Source organism: Aeromicrobium sp. IC_218 (assembly GCF_004336805.1).
Lineage (GTDB): Bacteria > Actinomycetota > Actinomycetes > Propionibacteriales > Nocardioidaceae > Aeromicrobium.
Genome location: NZ_SJXM01000012.1, coordinates 1 through 12,427, shown reverse-complemented (window position 1 = coordinate 12,427; position 12,427 = coordinate 1). Strand labels below are relative to the sequence as shown.

Annotated in this window: 13 protein-coding genes; 1 reads left to right on the top strand and 12 read right to left on the bottom strand. The window is 72.6% G+C overall.

What is annotated here, in order from left to right; all coding sequences use genetic code 11:
* Positions 1–3: 3 nt before the first annotated feature.
* Entirely contained in the window at positions 4–1,602 is a 1,599-nt protein-coding gene (locus E0W78_RS12855; RefSeq protein ID WP_131404360.1) for a gamma-glutamyltransferase, read from the bottom strand.
* 46 nt (positions 1,603–1,648) lie between these two features.
* Between E0W78_RS12855 and E0W78_RS12850 the strand changes: the two genes are divergently transcribed.
* Positions 1,649–2,113 (top strand): tRNA (cytidine(34)-2'-O)-methyltransferase, encoded by a 465-nt coding sequence (locus E0W78_RS12850; RefSeq protein ID WP_131404359.1) that lies wholly within the window; start codon positions 1,649–1,651, stop codon positions 2,111–2,113.
* Between the two features lies 1 nt (position 2,114).
* Here E0W78_RS12850 and E0W78_RS12845 read toward each other — a convergent pair whose 3' ends face one another.
* The 11 genes from E0W78_RS12845 to E0W78_RS12795 form a co-directional block, all read right to left on the bottom strand.
* Positions 2,115–2,597, bottom strand: coding sequence for a hypothetical protein (locus E0W78_RS12845; RefSeq protein ID WP_131404358.1), 483 nt, complete (start codon positions 2,595–2,597; stop codon positions 2,115–2,117).
* 11 nt (positions 2,598–2,608) lie between these two features.
* A complete protein-coding gene (locus E0W78_RS12840) occupies positions 2,609–2,971 on the bottom strand; it encodes a response regulator (RefSeq protein WP_131404357.1) in 363 nt (120 codons plus the stop codon).
* A 39-nt stretch (positions 2,972–3,010) separates the two neighbouring features.
* A complete protein-coding gene (locus E0W78_RS12835; protein WP_131404356.1) occupies positions 3,011–3,454 on the bottom strand; it encodes a chemotaxis protein CheX in 444 nt (147 codons plus the stop codon).
* A complete protein-coding gene (locus E0W78_RS12830; protein ID WP_242686347.1) occupies positions 3,451–3,807 on the bottom strand; it encodes a response regulator in 357 nt (118 codons plus the stop codon). Before E0W78_RS12830 ends, E0W78_RS12835 begins: the two co-directional genes overlap by 4 nt.
* A 20-nt stretch (positions 3,808–3,827) precedes the next feature.
* Positions 3,828–4,664: a protein-glutamate O-methyltransferase CheR gene (locus E0W78_RS12825; protein ID WP_131404354.1), complete on the bottom strand. Its 837-nt coding sequence runs from the start codon at positions 4,662–4,664 to the stop codon at positions 3,828–3,830.
* Positions 4,661–5,794 (bottom strand): chemotaxis response regulator protein-glutamate methylesterase, encoded by a 1,134-nt coding sequence (locus tag E0W78_RS12820; protein ID WP_131404353.1) that lies wholly within the window; start codon positions 5,792–5,794, stop codon positions 4,661–4,663. Before E0W78_RS12820 ends, E0W78_RS12825 begins: the two co-directional genes overlap by 4 nt.
* Positions 5,795–5,903: 109 nt before the next feature.
* Entirely contained in the window at positions 5,904–6,776 is an 873-nt protein-coding gene (locus E0W78_RS12815) for a hypothetical protein (RefSeq protein ID WP_131404352.1), read from the bottom strand.
* 84 nt (positions 6,777–6,860) lie between these two features.
* Complete coding sequence (locus tag E0W78_RS12810; RefSeq protein ID WP_131404351.1) at positions 6,861–8,501, bottom strand: methyl-accepting chemotaxis protein; 1,641 nt, start codon at positions 8,499–8,501, stop codon at positions 6,861–6,863.
* Between the two features lie 169 nt (positions 8,502–8,670).
* Positions 8,671–10,236: a methyl-accepting chemotaxis protein gene (locus E0W78_RS12805; RefSeq protein ID WP_131404350.1), complete on the bottom strand. Its 1,566-nt coding sequence runs from the start codon at positions 10,234–10,236 to the stop codon at positions 8,671–8,673.
* Positions 10,237–10,257: 21 nt separating this feature from the next.
* On the bottom strand, positions 10,258–10,677 hold the full coding sequence (locus tag E0W78_RS12800; RefSeq protein ID WP_019145947.1) for a chemotaxis protein CheW: 420 nt from the start codon (positions 10,675–10,677) through the stop codon (positions 10,258–10,260).
* On the bottom strand, positions 10,674–12,427 hold a 1,754-nt coding region (locus E0W78_RS12795; RefSeq protein WP_131404349.1), incomplete at its 5' end, for a chemotaxis protein CheA. The genes E0W78_RS12795 and E0W78_RS12800, both read right to left, overlap by 4 nt.

Sequence of the window (12,427 nt, the reverse complement as noted above, 5' to 3'; positions counted from 1 at the left end):
GCATCAGAGCCGCTCGACGCCCCCGTCGGCACGCGGGTCGTGGGCGCCGTCGACGCGCCCGTCGGCGTCCCGGACGACGAGCCCGGCGTGCCCCATCGACTCGTCCAGGGCCGGGACGACGTCGACGTCGTGACCCCGGCGGACCAGCTCGGCGACCACGTCGGGCGAGATGCCGGACTCCACCCGCACCAGGTCGGACGCGCCCCCGCGGTCGCGTCCCCACGTCCAGCGGGGTGCGGCGACCGCGGCGGCCGGGTCCAGGCCGCACTCGAGGAGGCGCGTGAGCACGGCAGCCTGGTGCTGCGGCTGATGGTCGCCACCCATGGCGCCGAAGGCGATGGTGCGCCCGTCGTCCAGCTGCGCCAGGCCCGGGTTGAGCGTGTGGCGCGGCCGGCGGCCCGGGACGAGCGCGTCGGGCGCCGCCGGATCGAGCGAGAACGCCGTCGCCCGGTTGTGCCAGACGATGCCGCTGCCGGGCAGCACGACGCCGCTGCCGAACGCGCTGAACGTGCTCTGGATGAAGCTGACCGTGGTGCCGTGCCGGTCGACGACGCCGGTCCAGACCGTGTCGCCGCCCTCGAGCGCGACGCGCGAGCTGGACGCCCGGCGGACGTCGAGCCGGCGGACCATGGCGTCCAGGACCTCGGGACGCAGGTGCCGCGCGACCTCGGCGGTGGAGCGCCGCTCGTCGCCGACCAGCGGACGGGCGAGGGCCGTCGCCGCCTTCGCCGCCTCGACCGAGAGGTGGACGAGCGGAAGGCCGGACGGGTCGGGCTCGTCGGGCAGCACCCGGTCGAGCAGGCCGAGCAGGACGAGCGAGGCCAGGCCCTGCGTCGGCGGCGCGAGGTTCCACACGACGCCACGCGAGTGCTCCAGGCGCAGCGGCTCGTGCAGCGAGGCACGGACGCCCGCGAGGTCGTCGGCCGTCACCGGGCTGCCAGCCGCCGCCAGGTCGGACGCGACGGACGCGGCGACGTCGCCGGCCCAGAAGTCCGACAGCCCGACGTCGGCCAGCCGGGCCAGGACGTCGGCGAGCCGCGGCTGCACGAAAGTGTCGCCCTCGGCTGGCGCGGAGCCGCCGGGCAGGAAGACGTCCGCGAAGCCGGGCACGGGGCGCAGCGCCTCGGCGAGCTGGGCGGTGGCCGCGTACTGGCCACGGCTCGTGGCGAAGCCCTGGCGGGCGTGCTGCTCGGCGTCCTGCAGCAGACGGGCGACCGGGAGCCGCGACCCCAGGTGCTGTCGCGACCAGCGCAGCGCCGCGTGCCAGCCGGCGACCGTGCCGGCGGTCGTGGCGGCGGCCAGCGGGCCGCGCCGCGGCACCTCGGTGAGGTGCTGGGCGCGGTAGGCCTCGACCGTCGCGCCCGACCCCGCGGTGCCCGCGGCGTGGATCGCGACCGGCGCTCCTCCGGCCGGCTTGACCAGCCAGAACCCGTCGCCGCCCAGGCCGTTCATGTGCGGGTAGACCACCGCGAGCGTCGCCGCGGCGGCCACCGTCGCCTCGACCGCGTCGCCGCCGTCGGCCATGACGTCACGGGCGGCGCGGGCGGCCAGCGCGTGCGGAGCGGCGACCAGGGCGGTGGGCTGCGGCGGGGCGTCGGTCATGGCGCCAGCGTAGGGGCGCGGGCACCGGCCCTAGGATCGAGGCCTCATGTTCCACGTCCTCTTCCACGAGCCCCGCATCGCGGGCAACACCGGCAACGCGATCCGGCTCTCGGCCGCGACCGGCAGCCACCTGCACCTGGTCGAGCCGCTGGGCTTCGACCTCGACGACGCCAAGCTGCGCCGGGCCGGGCTCGACTACCACGACCTCGCGTCGGTGACCGTGCACCCGACGCTCGAGGCGGCCTACGCCGCGCTGCTGCCGGCCCGGGTGTTCGCCTTCACGACGCAGGCGACGACCCGCTACACCGACGTCGCGTACGAGCCCGGCGACGTGCTGATGTTCGGCGCCGAGCCCACCGGGCTGCCCGACGCCGTGCAGCACGACGCCAGGGTCACCGAGCGGCTGAGGCTGCCGATGCTGGCCTCACGCCGGTCGATGAACCTGGCGAACTGTGCCTCGATCGCGGTCTACGAGGCGTGGCGCCAGCACGGTTTCGCCGGCGGGGAGTAGCTCAGGCGAGCGTCGTGATGATCGACAGGTTGCCGGCGCCGTAGCCGGGGATGTCGATCTTGACGTCCTCGCGCACGCCGAGCGTCGCGGCCCACTGGGCCACGTCCGCGGGCAGGCCGCGACCGGGCTCGAAGGTCTCGAACAGGCGCTGGTGCACGGGGCTCGCGTCGCCGATCGGCGAGGCGAGGACGTTGAGCAGCTCGCAGGTGTTCTCGAACAGGTTCGGGAACAGCTCCTTGTCCTCGATGGACGCCTCGGCGCCGCCGAGCGGCACCAGGCCGAGCGCGGCACCGGAGTACGCGGCCAGCTTGAAGTCCATCGTGGCCACGGACGAGAGCCGGTTGTGGTCGTCGACGTAGGACGCCACGACGGGCAGCAGCCCGCGCTCGCCGTCCAGGACGACGCGGTCGCCGTCGGTCATCGACACCTCGCGGCCGAGCAGGCCGTCGAAGATGTCCTTGATCGCCTTGCGGGTGGGGAGCATGGGGATGCCTCTCAGCCGAGCACGCCGCTGAGGGCGTCCTGGAACGAGTCGGGGGTGAACGGCTTGGCGATGAGGAACAGCGCGCCGGCCTGCTCGGCGGTGGACCGCATGTCGTCCGAGCCCTCCGAGGTGACGAAGCCGAACGGACGCGTGTCGCCCTGCGCCTTGAGCGCGCGGAGCAGCTCGATGCCGGTCATGTTCGGCATGTTCCAGTCCGACAGGATCAGGTCCGGGTTCTCGGCGGCGACCTTGGCCAGCGCGTCCGCGCCGTCCTCGGCCTCCACGACGTCGTGGTGGCCGAAGCCGGCCTGACGCAGCGTGCGCACGACGATCTGGCGCATCACGCGGCTGTCGTCGGCAACGAGGATCTTCATGGGTGGAGCTTCCTTACGGTTGTGCGAGAGACCGGCGGGTCAGGCCGGCAGGGAGACGATCTGGACGTAGACGGGCGCACCGCGCCACGACACGGCGACGCAGTCGGCCGGGTCGGGCAGCGACGTGGCCGGACGCACCTGGGGCAGGCCGAGCCGGCTCTCGCCCTCCAGCGCGCCCTTGACGCTGCCGCCGACGACGTTGAGGATCTCGCCGACCGCGTCGTGGACGTCGAGCTCGGGCATCTCCTCGTCCGCCGGGGCGCCGAGCATCGTCGCCGCCATCTGCGAGGCCGCACCGGCGTCGCAGAACAGGCGCAGCTCGCCGTTCCAGGCGCCCGAGACGGTGATGGTGGCCTCGAGGCCGTTCGCGAGCGCGCCCGCGGTGCTGGGCACCGGCTCGGCCACCGCGTAGAGCATCGACTCCCAGACCTGCTCGAGAGCGGCCTGGACCAGGTCGGTGTCGGGTCCGGTCGTGATGGTCATGCGACGCCTCCGGGGGTGGGGACGAGCCCGAGCAGGTCGAGCTTCTCGACCAGGGCGTCCGGGGTGAACGGCTTGATCAGGTACTCGTGGGCGCCGGCCGCGAGCGCGCGGACGATGCGGTCCTGCTCACTCTCGGTGGTCACCATCATGAGCGTGATGTCACGCCACTCCGGACGGGCCCGGATGGCGGTGACGAGCTCGAGCCCGTCCATCACCGGCATGTTCCAGTCGATGCAGGCCACGGCCGGCAGGTCGTCCATCGACTCGAGCACGGCGATGGCCTCCTGGCCGTCGGCGGCCTCGGCGGTCTCGAAGCCACGCTCGGTCAGGATCCGTCCCACGATGCGGCGCATGGCCCGTGAGTCGTCAACAATCAACGCACGCATGAGCGCTGGTCCTCTCTGATTCGGTACACGGACGAGCGCCCCGCAGGGACGCGCTCCCAGGCGTCGTCGACGCCCATGGTCATCTCGGCGGCGCCGAGGAAGAGATAGCCGTCGGGCGCCATCACCTGGCGGACGCGCCGCAGGATGTCGCGCTTCGTGGCGAGGTCGAAGTAGATGAGCACGTTGCGCAGGAAGACCACGTCGAAGCGGCCGACCGGCCCGAACGGGCGCATGAGGTTGAGCTGGCGGAACTGGACCATGGCGGCCAGGTCGGGGTTGATGCGCCAGTTGATGCCCGAGCGCTGGAAGTGCTTCACCAGCGTCGTGACCGGCAGCCCGCGGTTGACCTCGAGCTGGGAGTACTCGCCCTTGCGCGCCTTGGCCAGGACCTCCTCGGACAGGTCGGTCGCGACGATGTCGATCTTCCAGCCGGCCACCTCGGGGGTGTCCCGCGTCGTCATCGCGATGCTGTACGGCTCCTGGCCGGACGAGCACGCCGCCGCCCAGACCCGCAGGCTGCGACCCGGACGCTCCTTGGCCAGCGTCGGCAGGACGTCCTGGCGCAGGGCCACGAAGGGGTCGGAGTCGCGGAAGAACGACGTCTCGTTGGTCGTGAGCGCCTCGACCACCTGGCGCATCAGCGCAGGGTTGCGCGTGCGCCTCAGCTCGGCCACGAACGTGTCGACCGAGTCGTGGCCGGTCTGGCGCGCGAGCGGCAGCAGACGCGACTCGACGAGGTACTCCTTCCCCGTCTCCAGCACGATCGCGCTCTCGGCCCGCACGTGGTCACGCACGAAGCCGAACGCGTCGGCACCGATGCTCATGCTCGTCCTCCTCTGTCGTCCACGAGCGCGCGGCTCTGGCTGAGCCGGCGCTGAACCTCTCCCGCGACCTGGCCCAGCGGCAGCAGCTGCTCGGCGAGGCCGGCCGCGGCGACGGCGCCGGGCATGCCCCACACGACCGAGCTGGCCTGGTCCTGGGCGATCACGCTGCCGCCGGCGTCCACCAGGTGGCGGGCACCGACCGCACCGTCCGAGCCCATGCCGGTCAGCACGAGGCCGAGCACGGGGCCGGGCACGGCCTTGGCCGCCGAGCGGAACAGCACGTCGACCGCGGGCCGGCAGTAGTTCTCCGGCGGGTCCTGGTTCAGGCCGGCGGCGAAGCCGCTGGTGCCGTGCCGCTGCACGACGAGGTGGAAGTCGCCCGGCGCGATGGTCACGGTGCCCGGGTCGAGCGTCATGCCGACCTCGGCCTCCCGGACCGGGAAGCGGCACTGGCGGTCCAGGCGCGCGGCGAACTGGCGGGTGAACAGCGGCGGCATGTGCTGGACGATCGCGACCGGCACGGGCAGCGGCGGCAGCGCGGTGAGGAAGGTGTGCAGCGCCTCCGGGCCTCCGGTGGAGCTGCCGATCACCAGCATCTTGTAGCCACCGGCGGGCTGGACCCGCTCGCGGGTCGGCGGGATCGCCGCCGACGCCGGAGCGGGGACGGCGGCGGGCGTGATGGCCGGGCCGCCGGCCGTGGGGCGCACGGGCTTGAGCCCGGCGCGCGGGACGAGCGACTTGATCCGCGGGATGAGCGCGTCGCGGACCTGGTCCATGGAGCGTCCGACGCTGCCGACGTTGGCCGGCTTGGGGACGTAGTCCGAGGCGCCGGCGGACAGCGCGTCGAACGTCGCCGTCGCGCCCCGCTCGGTGAGGGTGCTGAACATGATGATCGGGACGCGGCTGCCACCGGCGCGGATGGCGCGCACGGCGTCGATGCCGTTCATCTCGGGCATCTCGATGTCCATCGTCACCAGGTCGGGCTGCAGGGCCTCGAGCTTCTGCAGCGCGGCGCGGCCGTTGATGGCGGTCCCGACGACCTCGATGTCGGGGTCGTCGGACAGCAGCCCGGTGACCAGTCGCCGGATGACGACGGAGTCGTCGACGACGAGCACGCGGATGGGGGTCACGGTGTTCCTTCGGTCCTGGGCCGCCGGGCGGCGGGCCCCACCCCCATCGGCCGTGCGACCGGGCACCTGAGCCGATCAGGAGGCCGGATGGACCGATCCGGACGTGACGTCAGTCGCCGTGCACGGCGCGCCACGGCGCGAGCAGCACGTCGGCGTCGGCGGCGGGCAGCAGGTCGCCCACCATGGCCGCCTGCACCACCCCGCTCAGCGCGTTCCAGACCCCGTACGCCGCGTCGTGGGCGGTGAAGCCGGCCCGCGCGAACGCGTCCACGGCGGCCATCTGCGCGTCGAAGGCGGGCCGCAGCCGGTCGGCGACGGCGAGGGCCCAGGTGGCCTGGTGCATGGCCGGCGCCCAACGCGCGGTGCTGCGCCGGCGCGCGTCGACGACGGACCGCCAGGCCGCGCGCACCTCCTCGTCGGCGTGCGCGAGCCGGTCGAGCCGGACGTCGACGTCCTCGACCCCGACCGGCACCGCGTCGTCGCGCAGCGGCACCTTGGCACCGAGGAACGGCAGGGTCATCGCCCGGCGGGTGTCGGCCTCGACCTCGTCACCGGCGTACGCCGCGGCGGCCGCGTCGACGAGGACGTCGGCGGCCTCGGCCGCGAGCGGGTCCTGGGCCGAGACGGGGCCGGCGTGGATCCACGACCAGTCGAGCAGGTCGTGGCGGACGAGCCGGTCGAGCGCGCCGAGGTCGCCGAGCAGCCCGGACTCGAGCCGGTGGAGCAGGACGCCGGACCCGGCCGCGTCGCCGAGCCGCGGGGCCACGTCGGGCAGGACGGAGCCGAGCGGCTCGGCCGGGCGCGCGGTGCAGGCGTCCCACCAGGCGGCCCGGACCGGGCCGGGATGGCGGGCGGCGAGGGCGGTGACCGCGGACGCGTCGGTGGCCAGCGCGGTGCGGAGCACGGCGGCGACCCGGGGCCCGCCGGCCAACCGGGAGAGGTCGAAGCCGACGGCGGGCGCGCCGACGAGGGAGTACGTCATCGCGTCCTCCGCCCGCTCGTGAAGAAAAGATCGGCCCGTCCGGACCATAACCGGACGGGCCGACCTCTGCACGGCTTGCGCGGACTACGCCTTGAACTGGGCGACGACCCCGCGCAGGTCGGCGGCCATGCGCGAGAGCTCGTCGACGGCCTGGCGCGACTGGTTCATCGCCTCGGTCGTCGACACCGCGGCCTGCGAGACGCCGGTGATGTTGGTGGCGATCTCGCTGGAGCTCGTCGAGGCGTCCGCGACGTTGCGGCTCATCTCGTTCGTGGTCGCGGTCTGCTCCTCGACCGCCGAGGCGATCGTGACCTGGTAGTCGTTGATCGAGGTGATGATCGACTCGATCTCGCCGATGGCGGTGACGGCGCCGCCGGTGTCGGCCTGGATGGCCTCGACCCGGCGGGCGATGTCCTCGGTCGCGCGGGCGGTCTCCTGCGCGAGCTCCTTGACCTCGTTGGCGACCACCGCGAAGCCCTTGCCGGCCTCGCCCGCACGCGCTGCCTCGATCGTGGCGTTGAGCGCGAGCAGGTTGGTCTGCTCGGCGATCGACGTGATGACCTTGACGACGTTGCCGATCTCCTGGCTGGACTCGCCCAGCTTCGAGACCTGGTGGTTCGTGGCCTCGACCGTGCCGACGGCCTCCGACGCGACCCGGGCCGCCTCGTTCGCCGAGTGCGAGATCTCGCGGATCGACGCACCCATCTGCTCGGCGCCGGCCGCGACGGTCTGCACGTTGCGCGAGACCTCCTCGGCGGCGCTGCTGACGACGTTCGCCTGGACGCTGGTCTCCTCGGCCCCGGCCGCGATCTGGGCCGACGAGGCCGACAGCTGCTCCGAGGCGGCCGCCACCGCGTCGGCGGAGTCGACGACGGTGCGCATGAGTCCGCGCATCTTCTCGGACGCCGCGTTGAGGCCCTCGGCCATGTCGCCCATCTCGTCGCGGTTCTCGACCTCCGCGGTGCGGGTCAGGTCGCCCTCGGCGATGCCGTCGATGACGTGCTTGACGCGGGCGACGTTCTTGGCCAGCGTCGCGGCGATCCACCAGCCGAGCGCGGTGGCCAGCAGGATGCCGCCGACCAGCAGCGCGATGCTGAGGTTGCGGGTCGAGGTGTAGTCGTCGTTGATCGCCTCGACCGCGTCGGCCGCGGCCGCGAGCTCGTGGTCGGTGATCGCCTGGATGTTCTCCTCCAGCACCTTCGTGTAGCCGCTCACCTGGGTCGCGTTCAGGTCGTCCCAGCGACGGAAGTCCCCGCGCAGGGCGAGGGTGGCCATGTCGGTGGTCTGCACCTGGTCGTACTGCGTGGCCGCCTGCTCGAGCTCCTCCACCAGGGCCCGCGTGGTCGCGTCGAGACCCGAGTCGGCGTACGCCTGGCTCGCCTCCTCGAACGCCGCGTACTTCTCGTCCAGCCTGTCCAGCGCGCCCTGCTTGTCGGCGCGGGAGGTCTTGATGAGCGCGTCGCGCGCCGCCATGCGCATGCCGTCGATCGCGGTCCGCATCTCGGCGGCGTGCTCGATGCCCATGGTGTTGCTGCGGTACAGCGCGTCCGCCTCGTCGGTGGCGTCGCTGAGCGCGTTGATGCCGTTGACGCCGACGACGAGCGCCACGAAGGACGCCAGCCCGACGGCGGTCAAGGTCTTGGTGCGGACGCTGAAGTCGCGCAGGCGCTGGACCAGCCCGCGGCGCTCGGCCGCGGCGGTGGTGTCGGTGTCGTGATCGGTCATCCGTAACCCCTCGGGTGCTTCGTGCAGGTCGACGCGTCCCTCATCGGCGGGATGCTCGGACGTCCAAGTGGTTTCGGGCGGCAATCTGTCACGATCCGGCCACGGCCGGTCGCCCGGGCCGGACGACGAAGGGGCCGGCCGGGAGTCCCGGCCGGCCCCTTCGTGCGACTCAGGCGCGCGAGAAGTGGCTGATCTGCGTGCGCAGGTCGGCCGCCATGCGGGCCAGCTCCTGCACCGACGACTCGGCCTGGACGACGGCCTCGCGGGTCGTGTCGGCCGCGTCGGCGACGCCGGTGATGTTGCTGGCGATCTGGCTCGAGCTGCTCGAGGCCTCGGCGACGTTGCGGCTCATCTCGTTGGTCGTGGCGGTCTGCTCCTCCACGGCCGAGGCGATCGTGAGCTGGTAGTCGTTGATCGACGCGATGATGGTGGAGATCTCCTCCATCGCGTTGACCGCACCGGCGGTGTCGCCCTGGATGGCGTCCACGCGACGGGCGATGTCCTCGGTGGCCCGGGCGGTCTCCTGCGCGAGCTCCTTGACCTCGTTCGCCACGACGGCGAAGCCCTTGCCGGCCTCGCCGGCGCGCGCCGCCTCGATCGTGGCGTTGAGCGCGAGCAGGTTGGTCTGCTCGGCGATCGACGTGATCACCTTGACGACGTTGCCGATCTCCTGGCTGGACTCGCCCAGCTTCGAGACCTGCTGGTTGGTCGACTCGACGGTGCCGACGGCGTCCGACGCGACCCGGGCCGCCTCGTTGGCCGAGTGCGAGATCTCGCGGATCGAGGCACCCATCTGCTCGGCGCCGGCCGCGACGGTCTGCACGTTGCGCGAGACCTCCTCGGCGGCACCGGACACCAGGCCGGCCTGGCTCGACGTCTCGACGGCGCCGGACGCGAGCTGCTGGGCGAAGGCCGACATCTCCTCGGCGGCGGCCGCCACGGCGTCCGCCGACTCGGCGACGTTGCCGACGATGCGGTCGGTGGCCTCCATGGAGGCGTTCAGGTTGCGCTGCAGCGCGCCGAGCTCGGCCTGGGCCGTCTCGTCGACGCGACGCGACAGGTCGCCGTCGGCGAAGCCCTTGAGCACCGCCACCACGCCGCCCAGCGGACGCACGATCGAGCGCGAGATGACGACGGCGAGCGCGCCGAGCGCCGCGATGCCGACCAGGCCGATGACGATCGTCTGGGTGATGGTCGCGCTGCGGTCCTCGTCCTGGAGCTTCGCCTCGGCCGCGGTCGCGGCGGACATCGCCTCCAGCGCGCCGGAGATGACGTCGTCGACCACGTCGTTGGCCGCCTGGATGTCGTCGGCCAGGCCGCGCGCGGCGCGCGGGTTGCTCGCCGCCTGCGCGATGACGTCGCTCAGCGTGCCGCCGTACTCGACGAAGGCGACGCGGAACGCCTCCTTCTCCTCGGCGCTGACGTCCAGGCTGACGCCGTCCATCTCGTCGAGCAGCGTGCTCATCGTGTTGACGTCCTCGTCGATGTCGCCCTGCAGCGACGTCGGGTCCGGCGAGCTGAGCGCGCGGTACGCGGTGGACTTCAGCTCGCTGGCCCGGGTGTCGAGCAGGTGCATCTTGTCGACGACGGTGTTGAGCGTCTGCAGGTTCTCGCTCGAGTCGTCCAGCTTCATCATGCTGTTGACGACGACGCTGACGACGACGCCGACGGTGAGGACTCCGACCAGGGCCAGGGCGGTGAGCCGCCGGCCGACGGTCCAGGTGATGCGTTTCATGGGGTTGGCTCCTTCGAGCGACTAGGCAGCGACCGCGCGCTCGACGTCGAGCGCGAGCAAGAGCTGGTCGTGCAGCTTGTACGCCCCGAGAAGAAGCTCTCGTGACGCCCCCGACAACGTGTCCGGCGGAAGCTCGAACTGATCGTCCTCGACGTCGACGACGGATCCGATCGAGTCCACCAGCATGGCCACGGGCTCGCCCGCGACACGGATGACGACGACCATGGGCTCCTGCTCGTCCGACCGCGCGGGCAGCTCCAGCTGCTCTCGCATGTCGACCGCGCTCAGCACCTGGCCGCGCAAGTTGATGAGTCCACCCAACGTCTTGGGCGCCAGCGGGATGCGCGTGCGCGGCTGCGTCCGCAGCACCTCCTGGACCGCGTCGACGTCGACGCCGTACAGGTGCCCGTGGAGGGTGAAGGTGACCAGACGGGTGCTCACAGCGCCTCCTGGAAGCTGGTGGTGATGGTGCCGTCCGCGTCCAGGACCGGCGCGGGATCGGTGTAGAAGCGCGGGTCCGCGGCGAGGATCGCCGAGCGGACGTCGAGCACCTCGACGATGCGGTCGCGGATCAGCGTGGAGCCGAGCAGGCCCGGGTCGTCGATGTCGCTGTGGACGTCGGACGTCTCGTCGACGATGTCGATGATCTCGTCCACGACGATCGCGACGCTGCGGTCGCCGGCGGAGTACACCACCACGACGAGGTCGTCGGTGTGGCGCTCCGACATGGCGCCGAGGTGACGGTCCAGGCGCACCAGGGGCAGGATCTGCCCGCGGTACTGCACCATCTCGCGGCTGCCGACCAGCTCGACCTTGTCCGACGGGATGTTCTCCAGCCGGGTGACCGACGACAGCGGGATCGCGACGCGACGGCCGCTGCCGATGCCCGCGACCAGCATGCGCAGCTGCTCGCCGACGCCCTTGACCGCCTCGCCGGCGACCTCGTCGGCCGCGGTGCGCTCGAGCGCCTCGGCGGCCATGGCCCGGCGGGCCAGCGCCTGCACGTCCAGGATGAGGGCCACGCGGCCGTCACCCAGGATCGTGGCGCCCGAGTAGGTGCCGATCGCCTTGAGCCGCGCGTCGAGCGGCTTGACCACGATCTCCTCGGTGTTGAGGACGCGGTCGATGACCAGGCCGAAGCGCTTGTTCTCGGCCTGCAGCACGGCGATGAGCACGTGGCCGTCGCTGCGCTCGGACTCGACGCCGAGCACCTCGGCGAGGCGGACGAGCGGGAGCAGCGAGCCGCGCAGGCGGTACACCGGCGCGCCGTTGACCTCCTCCATGGCGGTGGCGGCGCGGTCGGCGTCCAGCGCGACGAGCTCCAGCAGGCTGACCTGCGGGATGGCGTAGCGGTCGCCGGCGCACTCCACGGTGAGCGCGGGCACGATGGCCAGCGTCAGCGGGATGCGCAGGCGGCACGTGGTGCCGCGGCCGACGACGGACTCGACCTCGATCGTGCCGCCGATGGCCTCGATGTTGGTGCGCACGACGTCCATGCCCACGCCACGTCCGGAGACGTTGGTGACCTGGGCGGCCGTCGAGAAGCCGGGCGAGAAGATGAGCTGCAGGACGTCGGCCTGGCTCATGAGCGAGATCTGCTCGGCGGTGCGCAGGCCCTTCTGGACCGCCTTGGCGGCGATCTTCTCCGGGTCGATGCCGGCACCGTCGTCGGTGACCTCGACGACGACCTGGCCGCCCTCGTGGTACGCCCGCAGGGTCAGCGTGCCCTGGGCCGGCTTGCCGGCGGCGACGCGGTCCTCGGTGCTCTCCAGGCCGTGATCGACACCGTTGCGCACCAGGTGCGTCAGCGGGTCCTTGACCGACTCGAGCAGGCTGCGGTCGAGCTCGGTCTCGCGACCGATCATCTCGAGGTTGACCTTCTTGCCCAGCGAGCTGCCGAGGTCGCGGACGACGCGCGGCATCTTGGCCCAGATGTGGTCGATGGGCTGCATGCGCGTCTTCATGACGCCTTCCTGCACCTCGGTGACGATGAGGTTCAGGCGCTGCGCGGCCCGGGCGAGGTCGAGGTCGTCGGTCTCGGCGGCCTGGCGCACGATCTGGTTGCGGCTGAGCACGAGCTCGCCGACCTGGCGCATGAGGGTGTCGAGCAGGTCGACGTCCACGCGGATGGACGACTCGGCCGCGTTGCGGCGGGTCGTGTGCTCCTCCTCCGGCGCGGAGGGGGCCGCGG